Here is a 15,716-nt window from a genome sequence, read left to right on the forward strand (position 1 = left end):
AAAGTTTGGGGTAACCTATGCAGAGATTCTGGCGGGTTTTTAGGGATGAAGAAGTGGTTAGGCGCTTTAGAGAGATAAATTATTTGGAGAGGGACCGGGAGTTTTGCAGGCACGATTTCCAGCACTTTTTAGATGTGGCAAGAATTTTAGCTATTTTGTGTTTTGAAAATAAATTTTCCTTTCCAAGGGAACTTATCTATATTACTGCCCTTCTCCACGATTTAGGGAGGGTGGAAGAGTATCTTTACGGTTTAAATCACGCGCTGATTGGTGCTGAAGTTGCCCGGGAGATATTAGAAAAGTATCGGGAGTTTGGTCGGGAGGAAATTTTCCGGATAACGGAGGCAATAAGGGGACACCGGGAACAAAACTCGGAAGGTTTTACCCATTTACTATACCTTGCCGATAAGCTTTCCCGGCCGTGCCTTGCTTGCGGGGTTATCGACAACTGCTGGAAAAAAGAAGAAATGCTAATACTTCACCGGGAGAAGTTTTATTAATGGGGGTTTATGCTATGGAGCACATCTTATGGGCAAGGGAATTTTCCAATATTGAAGAAGTAAAAAAGGAAATTTCTTTAATCGGTAGTACTTTGGCCGGGGTAAATTTGATGGCCCCCAAGGGGGTTCTAAGATGTATTAAAATTAAAGAGCTATCAACAAAAGCTGCCAATATTTTAAAACAGGAGCTCTTAGCTAAAGGAGGAGATTGTGCTACTTCCTGGGGGAGTTTGGATTTAACTGTTCCCACTACCGATGTACTATGTTTTGCTACCGAAAAAGTATGGCGGCAGGTAATACCCAAGTTAAAAATGCAGCCCTTTGGCCTAAAGAGTTTGGCGGAAGAAATTGAAGAAGTTTTAAAAAATTTAAATGGACGGCCCAAATACGAACTGGATTGCCGGGGCCGAAAAATTACCCTGGGCGAGAGAACCCTCGTTATGGGGATTTTAAATGTAACTCCCGATTCCTTTTCGGACGGTGGACAGTACAACGATATTGAAGCGGCGGTAAAGCGAGCGCGGCAAATGGTTGCCGAGGGTGCGGATATTATCGATGTTGGCGGGGAATCAACCCGACCGGGAGCGGAGTACGTTCCGGCGGAAGAGGAACTGCGCCGGGTATTGCCGGTAGTGGAAGCTTTGGTGCGGGAAATAAATGTTCCCATTTCGGTGGATACTTACAAAGCAGAGGTAGCGGAAAAAGCCTTGGAAGCGGGGGCCCATATCATTAATGATGTCTGGGGGCTACAAAAAGATCCCCGAATGGCTGAAGTGGCTGCCCGCTATGGGGCACCGGTGGTAGTGATGCACAATAAAACCGAGGCCGAGTACGATGATTTAATGGCAGAAGTTATAGCTTTCTTAAAAGAAAGCATCAAGATCGGTGTTAAAGCCGGGATACCGCGGGAAAAGATTATTATTGATCCGGGAATTGGTTTTGGCAAAACGTTGGAGCACAATCTTTTATTAATGAAGCGCTTACAGGAATTAAATAGTCTTGGCCAGCCGATTTTACTGGGTACTTCGCGGAAATCAATGATTGGTAAAACTCTGGATTTGCCGGTGAACGAACGGGTGGAAGGGACGGCTGCTACCGTAACTTTAGGAATAGCTAAGGGTGTAGATATCGTGCGGGTTCACGATGTGAAAGAAATGGTGCGGGTGGCTAAAATGACCGATGCCATGGTACGGTAGGTGAAAAGATGGATAAGATTGTCATAAAAGGTGTGGAATTTTATGCTTTTCACGGAGTTTTACCGGAAGAAAAAGCTTTGGGGCAAAAATTCATTCTTGACCTTGAGCTTGGTATTGATTTAAGGGATGCGGGGCGCGGTGATGATTTAAGTAAAACCGTTAGCTATAAGGAAGTTTTGGATTTCACCGAGGAGATTGTTACAAAAAACCGCTTTGATTTAATTGAAGCTTTAGCTGAAGAAGTAGCAGGGGGAATTTTAAACAAATTTTCCTTGGTAAAAGAAATAATGGTGCGGGTTCACAAGCCAGGGGCACCTTTAAGGCAGAAATTTTCCGATGTTTATGTGGAAGTAAAAAGGGGCAGATAGCGTGGCTTTAGCATATATTGGAATCGGTACAAATCTCGGAAATAAAGAAGAAAACATTAAAATGGCTTTAAAGGAAATTAAGTCCCTTCCCGGTACCAGGATTAATAAAGTTGCAGCTTTATACGAAACGGAGCCCTGGGGATATGCCGAGCAGGACTGGTTTTTAAATACAGTATGCGAAATAGAAACCGCTCTTACGCCAGAAAGTTTGTTGGAAGCTCTTTTACAAATAGAAAATAAAATGGGTAGGGTAAGAAACACCAGGTATGGTCCGCGGGTGATTGACTTGGACCTTTTGTGGTATGAAGGGGAAAAGAGGCAGGAGGAGAAACTAACCCTGCCTCATCCCCGGATTACCGAAAGGGCTTTTGTGGTGCTGCCCCTTCTGGAGCTCTGGCCCGAAGCGGAGATAAACGGCATTTTTTTAAAAAATTTAGCGGAAAAATTACAACGGGTACAGGGGATAAAAAAATTCAAAAATTTGTGAAAAAATTATTTTAATTTCTTGTACCAAAATTTATTGTAAAGAATTCTTGGACTTGTTATTATAACCTTGAGGACACCGTTATGGGTCCTACAGAGGGGTTTATTTTGTAAAAAACAATATGACCGCTTGGATCCACAGGACCGAGACGGGAGTTAGTAAAAAAGCCTTCCGTTCGGAAGGCTTTTTTTATCATAACCCAAAGAGGGGGAGCTTAGGTGATTAATTCCATTGGAATTATCGGGGCAGGAAGAGTTGGGGGAGCGTTAAGTTTACTCCTGCGCGAAAAAGGGTTTAATATCAGCGGGGTCTACAGTAAAAGTCTATCTTCTGCTGAGAAGCTTGCTTTAAAAATAAACAGTTTTGTTTACCGGGATCTGGAAAGTTTGGTTATGGAGTCGGAACTTATTTTTATCACCACTCCCGATCGAGAAATTGCCCGGGTTGCCCGGGAAATTGCTAAAATTCCCAATTTAAAGGGAAAGTATTTTGCTCATACCAGTGGCTCCCAGTGTTATAAAATTTTAAGCCCTATAAAGGAAAAGGGCGGGATAACTTTTACCATGCATCCCCTTCAGGCCATAGCTTCTCCGGAGATGGGCCGACAGGTGATGCCCGAGGCTTATTTTTCTTTGGAAGGGGATCCGGAAGGAGTTAAATTAGGGGCGTATTTGGTGCGGGTATTGGGAGCCAAGGTGCTGTACCTCAAAGAAAATCAAAAAAGCTTGTATCACGCCGGAGCGGTAGTGGCTTCCAATTACCTGGTTACCCTTATTGATATAGCTTTAGAGCTTCTGGAAATTTCGGGAATTGATCGGGAAGAGGGTTATAGAGCGTTAAAACCGCTAATTTTGGGAACGCTAAATAATATTGAAAAGTATGGTACGGTAAAGGCGTTAACCGGGCCTATTGCCCGGGGAGATACGTTAACGATAGAACAACACCTGGAGAAATTACAGGACTATCCGAAATTAATGGAATTCTACCGGGTGCTGGGCAAGCGTACCTTAGAAATGGCCCAAAAGCGCGACGATTATAATCCGGAAAAAGGGCAGGAGATTTTAAAACTTTTTGAGGGGGAAAAATTTAATGGATAGGGTTACCGTTAGCAGTTTAAAGGAGATGAAAGAAGCGGGTCACAAAATTGCCATGATAACGGCTTATGATTATCCTTCCGCCCTCTTTGCCGAGGAAGCTGGAGCGGAAGTGCTTTTAGTAGGGGATTCGCTCGGTATGGTGGTTTTAGGTTACGACAGCACTGTCCCCGTTACCATGGAGGAGATGCTCCATCATGTCAAAGCGGTGGTACGGGGGAGCAAAAGGAGCATGGTAGTTGCAGACATGCCTTTTATGTCTTACCAGGTTAATTACACCGATGCCCTTTATAATGCCGGCCGCTTTTTAAAAGAAGGAGGAGCCCAGGCGGTGAAACTTGAAGGGGGCAGTGAAATAGCTGAACTGGTGGCGAAGCTTGTAACTGCAGGAATACCGGTAATGGGACATATTGGCCTAACCCCCCAGTCGGTTAATGCCCTTGGGGGTTATAAAGTTCAAGGTAAGGACTTAAAAACTGCCCAAAAACTTTTGGATGATGCTAAAGCTTTGGCGGATGCGGGAGCCTTTGCCATCGTCCTGGAATGCGTGCCGGCGGCTTTAGCGGCAAAAATAACCGAAAGCATACCAATTCCAACAATAGGAATTGGCTCGGGAGTAAACTGCGATGGACAGGTTCTCGTTTACCACGATATTTTGGGCATGTATCCCCGGATGTTACCCAAGTTTGTAAAAAGATATGCCGATCTTTCAAGCTTAATTAAAGAAGCAATAAGACAATATGTGCAGGAGGTAAAGGAGCAACAATTTCCGGAAGAAAAGCATAGTTTTACCATGGCTCCGGAGATATTAGAAAGAATCTATTAGTTGCTGTAGTGAGGAGGGAATAATGTGCGTTTTTTTACGGAAATAAAACCTCTTAAAACCTACGTTGCCGAACAAAAGCGGGAAGGAAAAATTATTGGCTTTGTTCCCACTATGGGCTATCTTCACGAAGGGCATCTTTCCTTAGTTCGGAAAGCTAAACTGCAGGCGGATGTAGTAATTGTATCGATATTTGTTAATCCTTTGCAGTTTGGCCCCAACGAAGATTTTGCCAAATATCCCCGGGATATCGAGCGGGATTTAGCCTTATTGCAGGAGGAGGGAGTGGATAGTGTATTTGCCCCTTCTGCCGAAGAGATGTATAAGGAAGGTTTCTCCACCTTTGTTGAAGTAAGTGGGGAAATTACGGAAGTAATGTGCGGGAAATCCCGTCCCGGACATTTTAAAGGAGTGGCTACTGTAGTTACCAAACTTTTTAACATTGTGACGCCGGACTTAGCCTTCTTTGGCCAAAAAGATGCTCAGCAGCTTTTTATTATAGAAAAATTAGTCCGGGACTTAAATCTTAATGTGGAAATTGTCAGCGTTCCTACCTGCCGGGAAGAAGATGGACTGGCAATGAGTTCAAGGAATACTTATTTAAATCCCGAGGAGCGAAAAGCTGCTACTATTTTGTATCGAGCTTTAAAACGCGGGGAGGAGCTGGTTTTGGCGGGGGAAAGGAATCCCGAAAGGCTAAAAAAAGTTATAGAAGAATTTATTAAAACTGAACCTTTGGCACGGATTGATTACGTTGAAGTACGTTCGGTTCCCGATTTAAAAGCCCTGGATGTAATTAAAGGTAAATTTATAATAGCTCTGGCAGTTTACATTGGCAGTACTCGCTTGATAGATAACTTTATTTTGGAGGTAGATTAAAGTGTTTTTGACCATGATGAAAGGGAAAATTCACCGGGCTACTGTTACCGAAGCTAATTTAAATTATGTAGGGAGCATTACCATTGATGAAGAGCTGTTAGAAGCTTCAGGAATATTACCCAACGAAAAAGTACAGGTAGTTAATATTAACAACGGTGCACGGCTTGAAACATATACTATTCCTGGAGCAAAGGGTAGCGGGATTATAAGTTTAAACGGGGCTGCAGCCCGGCTTTGCCAGGTGGGGGATAAGGTTATTATTATTGCCTATGCGTTAATGGAAGAAAAAGAAGCAAAACAATGGCAACCCAAAGTAGTTTTTGTTGATGAAAACAATAAAATAGTTAAAATAAAAGAAAAAGAGATTCACGGCCAAACAGAATAGGAGTGAAACGAATGTTTGATGAAAAAACCCAAAAAATTATGGATGAGGTGGTGAGGCTTAAAAAAGAAAAAAAAGCCATTATCCTTGCCCACCTCTATCAGCGTCCCGAAGTTCAGGAAGTAGCCGATTACGTTGGCGATTCCCTGGGGCTTGCCCGGACTGCAGCTAAGACCGATGCTGAAGTTATTGTTTTTGCCGGTGTTCATTTTATGGCTGAAAGTGCCAAAATACTTTCACCGGATAAAATCGTTTTGCTTCCGGAAATTGAAGCGGGATGTCCTTTAGCCGATACCATTACCGCTGAAAGTTTGAGGGCAAAGAAGGCTGAACATCCCGGGGCTATTGTGGTTACCTATGTTAATTCTTCAGCCGAGGTTAAGGCCGAGAGTGACATCATTTGCACTTCGGCTAATGCGGTGAAAGTCGTAGAAAGCATTCCTCCGGAGAGGGAAATTATTTTTACTCCGGACCGCAATTTAGGTGATTATGTGGCCAAGAAAACCGGGCGAAAGTTAATACTGTGGGACGGTTATTGCAACACCCATCAAAGGCTTACTCCCGATGATATTCGGCAGGCTAAAGCAGAGCATCCTAATGCTAAAGTAGTGGTTCATCCCGAATGCCGGCCGGAGGTGGTGGCTTTAGCCGATGGTGTCTTTAGCACTACCGGTATTATAAACTACGTGGTAAGTGACCCGGCGGATGAATTTATCATCGGAACGGAAGCGGGTATCATGCATCAGTTAGCGAAAAAGGCTCCTCAGAAAAAGTGTTATCTGGCTTCAAAAAAGCTAATTTGTCCCAACATGAAACTTACCACTATCGAAAAAGTAAAGTTAGCTCTGGAAACTTTAGAGCCGCAAATTGAGGTTGATCCGGAAATTGCCAAAAAAGCCCTTCAGGCTTTAGAGAGAATGTTGGCTATTGGTTAGGGGGAGAAGAAGTTGCGCCGGTATTTAATTGACTTTGATTTATCCGGCGTTCCGGTTTATAAATCCGATTACCTGGTAATCGGCAGCGGAATTGCTGGTCTTTATACTGCTTTAAATGCTGCCCGCTATGGTGAGGTAATCGTCTTAACCAAAAAAAATTTGGGGGATACCAATACCGATTTAGCCCAGGGCGGGATTGCAGCGGCGGTAGATACCGAGGAGGATTCTCCGGAACTTCACTATCAGGATACGATTGCAGCGGGAGCAGGTTTGTGCAATCCAGAAGCGGTAAGGGTTTTGGTGGAGGATGGCATCGAGAGGGTCCATCACCTGGTGGAGTTAGGGGCTGATTTTAACCGCAAAGATGGTAAATTGGCCTTGAGGATGGAAGGAGCCCACCGCCGCCGGCGAATTTTATACCGGGGCGATACCACCGGAGAAGAAATTCAAAGGGTTTTATCGGCGGCGGTAAAAAATTATCCTAATATCCATATAATGGAAAATCATTTTACCCTGGATTTAATAACCGAGGACCGGGAGTGCCTGGGGGCTTTAGCCTGGGATGAGAAGGGCAGCTTACGTTTATTTTTAAGCAAGTTTACGGTTTTAGCTACCGGTGGAGCCGGACAGGTTTACCGGGAGACCACCAATCCGGATGTGGCTACCGGTGACGGAATAGCTATGGCCTACCGGGCGGGAGCGGGAGTTATGGACATGGAATTTTTTCAGTTTCATCCAACCGCTTTAAATTTGCCCGGACGGCAAAAGTTTCTTATCAGCGAAGCGGTGCGCGGGGAAGGGGCCAAGCTGGTAAACGCTGCCGGCGAGTATTTTATGAAAAACTACCACGAGCTTGCCGACCTTGCACCGCGGGATGTGGTGGCCCGGGCCATATGGGACCAGGCACAAAAAGGCCAGGTATATTTGGATATCAGGAGCTTTACCGACGAACAATTAGCAGGAATACCGCGAATAGTACAAACTTTAAAGGAAAATGGTTTGGACCCCAAGAGAGATTTAATACCGGTTTTACCGGCTGCCCATTACTTTATGGGTGGTGTGAGGACCAACATCTGGGGGGAAACGGATTTAGCGCGGCTTTATGCCTGCGGGGAAGTAGCGTGCCAGGGGGTACACGGAGCTAACCGTCTGGCTTCCAATTCCCTTTTAGATGGGCTGGTGTTTGGTTACCGGATAGTTGAACGAACGAAAAATATTTTAAAATCCACACGGATAAATTACCCAGAAATGTCAAGTTTCAAAGGGGATAATACGGAAGGTATTGAAGCTAAGGAGGCTATTGCCCGGATTAAAGATTTGATGTGGGAAAATGCCGGAATCATTCGTAACGGACAGGGATTAAGGGTGTTACTAGAAAATTTACGCAAACTTAAACTTTCTTATCCGGCGAAAAGTATTGAAGAAGCGGTGGCTGCGAATTTATACCAAACGGCTATTTTAATTGCTCTGGCTGCTTTAATCCGGGAGGAAAGCCGGGGAGCGCATTTCCGTTCCGATTATCCCCAAAGGGATGATTTTCTCTGGCAGAAACACATTGTTTTATCGAGGTGATAAGGTGCTACCTTTTTACGTACGGGAACATATACGTCTGGCTCTTGAGGAAGATATTGGAATGGGAGATATTACTACGGAAGCCATTGCGGTTGGTGATGAGCATACGGTGGGATTTGTAAAGGTCAAAGAGCCCGGGGTGGTTGCCGGGCTTTTTGTGCTGGAGGAAGTTTATCGAATTCTTTCGGATAAGGTACATATTGATTATTTTGTAAAAGATGGTGATGAGGTCACTTCGGGGCAGGTTATTGCGAAAATTTATGGCCCGGCAGCGGTAATTTTAATGGGGGAAAGGGTAGCTTTAAATTACCTGCAGTTTTTATCGGGAATTGCTACCAAAACCCGTCGGATCATCAACCTGGTGAAGGATTACCCGGTTAGGGTAGTGGATACCCGAAAAACCGTTCCCGGTCTTCGCTGGCTTTCTAAATATGCCGTGCGGGTGGGCGGGGGCCATAACCACCGGTTTAATTTAAGTGATGGAATTTTAATAAAAGATAATCACATTAAGGCTGCTGGAGGAATAAAAGAAGCGATTAAAAGAGCGCGTAGATATGCTCCCCACACGTTGAGAATTGAAATAGAAGTGGAAAGCCTTGAAGAATTAAAAGAAGCTATTGCGGCAGGAGCGGATATAGTAATGCTTGACAACATGTCTCCCCAGAGGGTAAAAGAAGCAAGGAAAATTGCCGGAGATAAAGTTTTATTGGAAGTTTCCGGTGGAATAAGTGAAGAAAATATCTTGGAGTATGCCCGGGCGGGTATTGACGTTATTTCTCTGGGAACCCTTACTCATTCGGTCAAAGCCCTGGATATAAGCCTTGACTTAATAAGTTTAAAGGAGTCTGGTTTATGAAAGATGAAATTATTTCGATGTTAGTTAAAAGTCAGGATTATGTATCCGGTGAAGAAATTTCTCAAAAACTTGGAGTGACAAGGACGGCTATCTGGAAGCATATCAAGGAGCTTAAACGGGAAGGGTATAAGATAACCGCCCATCCCAGGAAGGGTTATAAGCTGGAGCATTATCCTGACATACCGGCGTATTATTTATTAAAACCGTTCCTTAAAACCAGCTATTTGGGGCATACCGGGGAATACCACGATTTAATAGGTTCAACCAACGACCGGGCCAAAGAGCTGGCCGCCAGTAAGGTTCCTGAAGGCTTTTTGGTGTCGGCTAACGGTCAGACCGCTGGCCGCGGCAGACTGGGACGCAGCTGGAATTCACCTTCGGGACAGGGGTTGTATTTTAGTTTGGTTCTCTATCCCAACTTACCTCCTGTGGAGCTTCCCGGGTTAACGCTGTTAGCTGGCCTTGCCCTTGCTCAGACCTTGGAAGTTCTCGGGGTTAATGTGCAAATTAAATGGCCCAATGACCTTTTAATTAATGGGCGGAAGGTTGCCGGTATACTTACCGAAATAGCCGCGGAAGCGGAGAGAACTATTTATGCGGTGGTGGGTATAGGTATAAATATCGAACCTTTAGCTGAAGAGGTAAAAAGTAGCTTTGCCTATCCCGCTACTGCCTTGAAAGAACATCTGCCGGAGGTTTCCCGGCAAAGCTTATTAGCCTTATTCTTAGAAAGATTTGAGAAACTATACGAGGAATTTAAAAAAGGAGAATTTTCCTGGAGTTTGACGGAATATAAAAGAAGAATGGCTTTTTTAGGGGAAGAAGTGATGATAATTACCGGCGACCGGGAGTATAGAGGTGTACTCCACGACCTTGGAGAAGATGGAAGTTTAATAATAAACGATGGAAAGACTATTAAACGATTTGCAGCAGGAGAAATAAGTTTGAGAAGAAAGGAGGAGGGCGAAGATGTTTTTAGCGGTTGATATTGGGAATACCAATATAGTTTTAGGGATTTATGATAGGGGAAACCTAATTAAAACCTGGAGAATGGCTGCGGATAGAAACAAGACCGTTGATGAATATGCGGTTTTAATTAAAAATTTCTTTTCTTTTATTAATCTTGATTTTAAAGATATTGAGGGAATCGGGATTGCCTCAGTAGTACCGCCGTTAACTCCTGTTTTTGAACAGCTGTGTTATAACTATTTTAAGGTAAAACCGTTGGTCATAGGTCCCGGGGTGAAAACCGGTCTAAAAATAAAATTTGAAAATCCCCGGGAAGTTGGGGCGGACAGGATTGTCAATGCGGTGGCGGGCTATCATCTTTATGGTGGCCCATTAATCGTAGTAGATTTTGGTACCGCTACTACCTTTGATGCAATTAATGAAAAAGGAGAATATCTTGGTGGGGCTATTAGTCCGGGGATAGGAATTTCTACCGAGGCGCTCTTTGCCCGGGCTTCTAAGCTTCCGCGGATTGAACTTGTAAAACCTTTGAGCGTAATCGGTAAAAATACCGTTTCGGCGATGCAGGCCGGTATTATTTACGGTTTTATCGGTCAGGTGGATGAGATTTGTGCCCGAATGAAAAAAGAACTGGGAGTTACGGCAAAAGTTATTGCTACCGGTGGTTTGGCTGAGCTTATTGCGACCGATTCCCGGCAAATTGAGAAGGTAGATCAGAACTTAACACTGGAGGGTATTAGACTTATTTATGAGCGCAACCAGGCGGGAAATTAAGCTTAAAAACCCGGTAATTGTAGCACCAATGGCGGGGGTTACCGATAAAGCTTTTCGGCTTATTTGTCAGAGTTTTGGAGCAGGTCTTACCGTTACCGAAATGATTAACGACTTAGCTTTGCTGCACGGCAACTCTAAAACCCGGCAGATGATTGATTTGCAAGGGGAAATGATGCCGGTAGCGGTCCAGATTTTTGGTAGTGACCCGGAAAAAATGGCGGAAGCGGCCCGCATAGTTGAGCAAGCTGGAGCCAGCTTAATTGACATTAACATGGGGTGTCCTGCACCGAAAATTGTCAAAAATGGTGAAGGCGCGGCTTTAATGTTAAAGCCAGAATTGGCGGAAAAGATTGTAGCGGCGGTAAAAAATGCCGTTTCCGTTCCCGTTTCGGTAAAAATTAGAAAAGGTTTTGATGAAAATTCCGTAAACGCCGTTGAATTTGCCCAAAGAATGGAAGCGGCAGGGGCTGATATGATTACGGTTCACGGACGTACCAGGGAGCAATTCTATTCGGGAAAGGCGGACTGGGAGGTAATTCGCCGGGTTAAGCAGGCGGTGAAGGTAAAAGTTACGGGGAATGGGGATGTGGATTCTCCCCGGAAGGCAAAGGAAATGTTAGAACAAACGGGAGTCGATTTTATTATGGTTGGGCGGGCGGTTATGGGTAATCCCTGGCTTATTCAGCAGATTATTGTTTATCTTGAGCGTGGAGAAGAAGTTCCGCCGCCGTTGCCCAAGGAAAAGGTGGAAGTTGCTTTAAAGCATTTTGAGAATCTTTTGCAATTTAAAGGCGAGTACATTGCAGTGCGGGAAATGCGAAAACACGGGGGCTGGTATTTTAAAGGTCTTCCCGGTGCTTCCAGGTTAAGGGAAATATTAAACCGGGCGAAAACTCCAGAGGAAGTAAGAGAAGTACTTTTAATGATGGAGAAAAATTAAAAGAGTTGCATTGACGGAATAAAAGTGTTAAAATATGTACACAAAATTGTGTACATATTTTTCTTTTTTATAGGATGTATTTTTTAAGGGGTAGCGCCTATGAAGATTGTGCGAATTGGGGATAAAGTTATTTCCAGGGACAAAATAGACCGGATGGTGGACGAAATTTTAAGGCTGCGCTCGCAGGGTTATTCCCAGCAGGAAACGGCCAATATTCTGGGGTTGGAGCGGACGTTTATTTCACGACTCGAAGGGATTGGGGAAATACGCAAAGGTACGAAAATTGCGGTATTTGGTTTTCCTTTAAAAAATGTTGAGGAGCTCAAAAAGGTTTGTGAAGAAGAAGGGGTCGATTTTACCTTATTGATGACCGATAAAGAACGCTGGGAATTCATTGAGGGAAAGAGCGCGGCGGAGCTGGTAAACCTTTTAATGGAATTAATTGCGGCAGCGCAGCAGTTTGATGCGGTAATCATGATTGGTTCGGATATGCGGGTAAAGGTGGCTCAGGCGATTGTTGACCGGGAAGTGATTGGTATTACTATTGGGCATACGCCTATTGAAGAAGATGTTTATCTTGATCCAGAGGTTTTAAGGGAAGCAATTAAAACGGTGCGGGGAGGTAAATAAAGATGGATAAATTTGCTTTTATCATACATCCTTTAGAAGCCAAGGATGTAGCAAAAAAGTTTGGCCTAGCCAAATATCTTCCGGATTGGCTAATTGAATGGGGCTTAAAAAAACTACCGGCCTTTAAAGCTTCCCACATAACCGGAGTGAAATCACCATATAATGAAGTGGAAGGTTATTTTATCACCTGTCCGCTAACTACCCGGCAGATGGTTGAATTACCCGAAGAGTTTGTTTTAGGGAAAATAATTGAAGCGGGAAAAGTTGCGGAAAAGTTAGGGGCCAAAATTGTTGGCCTTGGAGCTTTTACTTCGGTAGTGGGTGATGCAGGGATTACTGTGGCGAAAAACCTCAATATTGCGGTAACTACCGGAAACAGTTACACGGTTGCGACCGCTCTGGAGGGGACTAAAAAAGCAGCGGCGATTATGGGACACGATTTAAAAAAGGCCAATGTGGTGGTAATAGGAGCGGCCGGTTCCATAGGCAAGGTGGCGGCGCGTTTTATGGCAAAAGAGGTAAAAAATCTTACGTTAGTGGGACGTAACCTTGCAAAGCTTGAGCCGGTGGCGGACTTAATTTTAAAAGAATCGGGGTTGGCGGTTGCCATTACCGATAATGTGAAAAAAAGTTTAAAGGAAGCTGACATAGTAATAACAGTTACAAGTTCGGTGGATACTATTATCGAGCCCGAAGATTTAAAACCGGGAGCGGTGGTATGCGATGTTTCACGCCCCCGGGATGTTTCGAAGGAGGTAGCCAAGCTGCGGGATGATGTTTTAGTTATAGAGGGTGGAGTGGTGGAAGTTCCGGGAGATGTGGAGTTTAACTTAAACTTTGGTTTTCCTCCCAAAACTTCTTATGCCTGTATGGCGGAGACGATGATTTTAACTTTAGAGGGACGCTTTGAAAACTTTTCGTTGGGGCGGGACATGGAATTAGAAAAGGTGGAAGAAATAAGCAGGTTGGCTCAGAAACATGGTTTTAAGGTTGGAGGCTTTAGAAGCTTTGAGAGAGCAATATCTTCCGAAGAAATAGAAAAAATTAGAAAAAATGCTCTGAAAAAGTCTGTTTTTGCTACTTAAAATTTCTTGACAAGCTTTAGTTCCTCTTTTATAATAAACTGCGTTTAAAGAAATGAAGCACTGCTGTTACCAGCAGTGCTTTCGGTATAATTTATGGAAGTTATTAAAGTTATTAAGCTTGAAGGAGAGAGAAATATGAAGGAAAAAGAAGTTATCTTAACCCGGGAGGGGCTTAAAAAATTAGAACAAGAATTAGAAGAGTTGAAATCGGTTAAACGGCGGGAAGTAGCCGAAAGGATTAAGCAGGCGATAGAATTTGGGGATATAAGTGAAAACTCCGAATACGAAGATGCCAAAAATGCACAGGCTTTTATCGAAGGACGGATAATTACTTTAGAAAAAATGTTAAGGAATGCTAAAATTATTGAAAACGAACAACAAAAAGATGTGGTTACCTTAGGCTCAAAAGTCGTGTTAAAAGATTTAGAATATGGCACGGTAGAAGAGTATTATCTTGTAGGTTCGGCGGAAGCCGATCCTTCGGCCAATAAAATTTCCAACGAATCGCCCGTTGGGAGTGCTATTTTGGGACAGAAAAAAGGAACTGTGGTGGAGGTAAAAGTACCTGCTGGTACTTTGAAATACGAGATCGTCGATATCTTAGAATAAGGGGGAGCCAAGTTGGAGCACCAGGAACTAAACGAACTTGTTAAAGTGCGGTTAGAAAAACTTTCTGAGTTACGGAAAATTGGTATTGAACCGTACGGCGGCAAGTTTGAGCGAACCCATACTGCAAAAGAAATTCTCGCTAACTTTGAACAATTGGTTGATAAAACGGTGAAAATAGCCGGGCGCATTATGGCGAAAAGGGGTCACGGGAAAGCTTCCTTTGCTCATATCCAGGATATGTCCGGTAAAATTCAAATTTATGCCCGGCAAAACGAATTAGGTATTGATGCCTATAAATTATTTGAGAAACTGGATATTGGCGATATCATTGGCGTTACCGGTCATGTTTTTAAAACCCAAAAAGGTGAAATTACCGTCTGGCTCTCCGGTTTTGAAATATTAGCCAAATCCTTAAGGCCGCTTCCGGAAAAGTGGCATGGGCTTACCGATGTGGAACTTCGTTACCGGCAGCGTTACGTTGATTTGATTGTCAACCCTGAAGTTCGGGAAACTTTTATCTTAAGAAGCCGTATTATCAAGACTATTCGGGAGTTTTTAGACCAGAAAGGTTTCTTAGAAGTGGAAACCCCAATGATGCATCCCATTGCCGGGGGAGCAGCGGCGCGGCCGTTTATTACCCATCACAATGCTTTGGATATGAAATTGTATTTGCGGATTGCGCCTGAACTTTATTTAAAGCGTCTTTTGGTAGGCGGCTTTGAAAAGGTTTATGAGATTAACAGAAACTTTAGGAATGAAGGTATTTCTACAAAACACAATCCGGAGTTTACGATGTTAGAGCTGTACCAGGCTTATGCTGACTACCATGATATGATGGATATTACCGAAGAATTAATTACCCATGTTGCCGAAAAGGTGCTGGGAACTTTAGAAATAACTTACCAGGGGACACCAATTAATTTGCAAAGACCGTGGAAGCGAATTCCCATGTTAAAAGCTGTTGAAGAGGCTACCGGTGTGGATTTTGCCAGTGTCAAAGACCCGGCCCAGGCTTATGCCAAGGCCAAAGAGCTGGGGGTTCCGGTGGAAGAAGGCATGGGCTGGGGTGAAATCATTACAGCAGTTTTTGAGGAAAAGGTGGAACCTACCCTTATTAACCCAACATTTGTGATTGATTATCCTGTGGAAGTATCACCTTTAGCTAAACGGCAAAAGGAAAATCCTGATTTAACTTACCGGTTTGAGCTGTTTATCTATGGGCGGGAAATGGCCAATGCCTTTTCCGAGTTAAACGATCCCATTGACCAGAAAGAGCGCTTTTTAAAACAGTTAGAAGCCCGGGCCAAAGGAAATGAAGAAGCACACATGATGGATGAAGATTATATCACCGCTTTAGAGTACGGAATGCCGCCTGCCGGGGGGCTGGGAATCGGTATTGACCGTTTGGTTATGCTTTTAACTGACCAAGCATCAATTCGGGATGTTATTTTATTCCCCCTGATGCGTCCCCGGGATTAAGGAGGCAGAGGGAGAATTTGCTTTTGAGTAAATTGCTAAGTTGAGAGAACCGCGCCAAATAAGGTATAAACACAAACCCAAAAATAAAATTACCCCAAAGTAGGGCGAAAAACAGCGGTTTTAAGGAGCAGGAACAAAAGA

At 43.9% G+C, this 15,716-nt stretch carries 18 protein-coding genes; all 18 read left to right on the forward strand.

Annotated features, from left to right (window positions below; translation table 11 throughout):
* Positions 1-17: 17 nt before the first annotated feature.
* A complete protein-coding gene (locus tag ciss_RS10365) occupies positions 18-500 on the forward strand; it encodes an HD domain-containing protein (RefSeq protein ID WP_075866222.1) in 483 nt (160 codons plus the stop codon).
* Positions 501-940: 440 nt separating this feature from the next.
* On the forward strand, positions 941-1,696 hold the full coding sequence (gene folP, locus ciss_RS13920; protein WP_305764294.1) for a dihydropteroate synthase: 756 nt from the start codon (positions 941-943) through the stop codon (positions 1,694-1,696).
* Between the two features lie 8 nt (positions 1,697-1,704).
* Entirely contained in the window at positions 1,705-2,064 is a 360-nt protein-coding gene (folB, locus tag ciss_RS10375; protein WP_075866223.1) for a dihydroneopterin aldolase, read from the forward strand.
* A gap of 1 nt (position 2,065) precedes the next feature.
* Positions 2,066-2,551: a 2-amino-4-hydroxy-6-hydroxymethyldihydropteridine diphosphokinase gene (folK, locus tag ciss_RS10380; protein ID WP_075866224.1), complete on the forward strand. Its 486-nt coding sequence runs from the start codon at positions 2,066-2,068 to the stop codon at positions 2,549-2,551.
* Positions 2,552-2,766: 215 nt separating this feature from the next.
* Positions 2,767-3,645 carry a Rossmann-like and DUF2520 domain-containing protein gene (locus tag ciss_RS10385; RefSeq protein ID WP_077177557.1) on the forward strand — a complete coding sequence of 293 codons (879 nt, stop codon included), beginning with the start codon at positions 2,767-2,769 and terminating at the stop codon, positions 3,643-3,645.
* Complete coding sequence (gene panB / locus ciss_RS10390) at positions 3,638-4,468, forward strand: 3-methyl-2-oxobutanoate hydroxymethyltransferase (protein ID WP_075866225.1); 831 nt, start codon at positions 3,638-3,640, stop codon at positions 4,466-4,468. The genes ciss_RS10385 and panB overlap by 8 nt, the downstream gene beginning before the upstream one ends.
* A gap of 24 nt (positions 4,469-4,492) precedes the next feature.
* Complete coding sequence (gene panC, locus ciss_RS10395) at positions 4,493-5,344, forward strand: pantoate--beta-alanine ligase (protein ID WP_075866226.1); 852 nt, start codon at positions 4,493-4,495, stop codon at positions 5,342-5,344.
* A gap of 13 nt (positions 5,345-5,357) precedes the next feature.
* Positions 5,358-5,729, forward strand: a complete 372-nt coding sequence (gene panD / locus ciss_RS10400) for an aspartate 1-decarboxylase (protein ID WP_439951280.1) — start codon at positions 5,358-5,360, stop codon at positions 5,727-5,729.
* An 11-nt stretch (positions 5,730-5,740) separates the two neighbouring features.
* Positions 5,741-6,661 carry a quinolinate synthase NadA gene (nadA, locus tag ciss_RS10405; protein ID WP_075866228.1) on the forward strand — a complete coding sequence of 307 codons (921 nt, stop codon included), beginning with the start codon at positions 5,741-5,743 and terminating at the stop codon, positions 6,659-6,661.
* A gap of 12 nt (positions 6,662-6,673) precedes the next feature.
* Entirely contained in the window at positions 6,674-8,233 is a 1,560-nt protein-coding gene (nadB, locus tag ciss_RS10410; RefSeq protein WP_075866229.1) for an L-aspartate oxidase, read from the forward strand.
* 4 nt (positions 8,234-8,237) lie between these two features.
* Positions 8,238-9,089, forward strand: coding sequence for a carboxylating nicotinate-nucleotide diphosphorylase (gene nadC, locus ciss_RS10415; RefSeq protein ID WP_077177558.1), 852 nt, complete (start codon positions 8,238-8,240; stop codon positions 9,087-9,089).
* The gene (locus ciss_RS10420; protein ID WP_075866231.1) at positions 9,086-10,075 is read left to right on the forward strand and encodes a biotin--[acetyl-CoA-carboxylase] ligase; all 990 of its coding nucleotides are present in this window, start codon (positions 9,086-9,088) and stop codon (positions 10,073-10,075) included. Before nadC ends, ciss_RS10420 begins: the two co-directional genes overlap by 4 nt.
* Positions 10,059-10,832, forward strand: coding sequence for a type III pantothenate kinase (locus tag ciss_RS10425; RefSeq protein WP_075866232.1), 774 nt, complete (start codon positions 10,059-10,061; stop codon positions 10,830-10,832). Before ciss_RS10420 ends, ciss_RS10425 begins: the two co-directional genes overlap by 17 nt.
* On the forward strand, positions 10,807-11,772 hold the full coding sequence (dusB, locus tag ciss_RS10430) for a tRNA dihydrouridine synthase DusB (RefSeq protein WP_075866233.1): 966 nt from the start codon (positions 10,807-10,809) through the stop codon (positions 11,770-11,772). The genes ciss_RS10425 and dusB overlap by 26 nt, the downstream gene beginning before the upstream one ends.
* Before the next feature lie 99 nt (positions 11,773-11,871).
* On the forward strand, positions 11,872-12,402 hold the full coding sequence (locus tag ciss_RS10435) for a transcriptional regulator (RefSeq protein ID WP_075866234.1): 531 nt from the start codon (positions 11,872-11,874) through the stop codon (positions 12,400-12,402).
* Positions 12,403-12,404: 2 nt separating this feature from the next.
* Positions 12,405-13,487 carry a shikimate dehydrogenase gene (locus ciss_RS10440; protein ID WP_075866235.1) on the forward strand — a complete coding sequence of 361 codons (1,083 nt, stop codon included), beginning with the start codon at positions 12,405-12,407 and terminating at the stop codon, positions 13,485-13,487.
* A 135-nt stretch (positions 13,488-13,622) separates the two neighbouring features.
* Entirely contained in the window at positions 13,623-14,096 is a 474-nt protein-coding gene (gene greA, locus ciss_RS10445) for a transcription elongation factor GreA (RefSeq protein WP_075866236.1), read from the forward strand.
* Positions 14,097-14,108: 12 nt separating this feature from the next.
* A complete protein-coding gene (lysS, locus tag ciss_RS10450) occupies positions 14,109-15,575 on the forward strand; it encodes a lysine--tRNA ligase (RefSeq protein ID WP_075866237.1) in 1,467 nt (488 codons plus the stop codon).
* Positions 15,576-15,716 lie beyond the last annotated feature (141 nt).

Source organism: Carboxydothermus islandicus, assembly GCF_001950325.1.
GTDB lineage: Bacteria > Bacillota > Z-2901 > Carboxydothermales > Carboxydothermaceae > Carboxydothermus > Carboxydothermus islandicus.

What these genes read in the sequence shown, in the direction of transcription:
- ciss_RS10365 (WP_075866222.1), top strand. Translation starts at nt 18, where the DNA reads ATGCAGAGATTCTGGCGGGTTTTTAGGGATGAAGAAGTGGTTAGGCGC.
- folP (WP_305764294.1), top strand. Translation starts at nt 941, where the DNA reads ATGGGGATTTTAAATGTAACTCCCGATTCCTTTTCGGACGGTGGACAG.
- folB (WP_075866223.1), top strand. Translation starts at nt 1,705, where the DNA reads ATGGATAAGATTGTCATAAAAGGTGTGGAATTTTATGCTTTTCACGGA.
- panB (WP_075866225.1), top strand. Translation starts at nt 3,638, where the DNA reads ATGGATAGGGTTACCGTTAGCAGTTTAAAGGAGATGAAAGAAGCGGGT.
- panD (WP_439951280.1), top strand. Translation starts at nt 5,358, where the DNA reads ATGATGAAAGGGAAAATTCACCGGGCTACTGTTACCGAAGCTAATTTA.
- nadA (WP_075866228.1), top strand. Translation starts at nt 5,741, where the DNA reads ATGTTTGATGAAAAAACCCAAAAAATTATGGATGAGGTGGTGAGGCTT.
- ciss_RS10420 (WP_075866231.1), top strand. Translation starts at nt 9,086, where the DNA reads ATGAAAGATGAAATTATTTCGATGTTAGTTAAAAGTCAGGATTATGTA.
- ciss_RS10425 (WP_075866232.1), top strand. Translation starts at nt 10,059, where the DNA reads ATGTTTTTAGCGGTTGATATTGGGAATACCAATATAGTTTTAGGGATT.
- dusB (WP_075866233.1), top strand. Translation starts at nt 10,807, where the DNA reads ATGAGCGCAACCAGGCGGGAAATTAAGCTTAAAAACCCGGTAATTGTA.
- ciss_RS10435 (WP_075866234.1), top strand. Translation starts at nt 11,872, where the DNA reads ATGAAGATTGTGCGAATTGGGGATAAAGTTATTTCCAGGGACAAAATA.
- ciss_RS10440 (WP_075866235.1), top strand. Translation starts at nt 12,405, where the DNA reads ATGGATAAATTTGCTTTTATCATACATCCTTTAGAAGCCAAGGATGTA.
- greA (WP_075866236.1), top strand. Translation starts at nt 13,623, where the DNA reads ATGAAGGAAAAAGAAGTTATCTTAACCCGGGAGGGGCTTAAAAAATTA.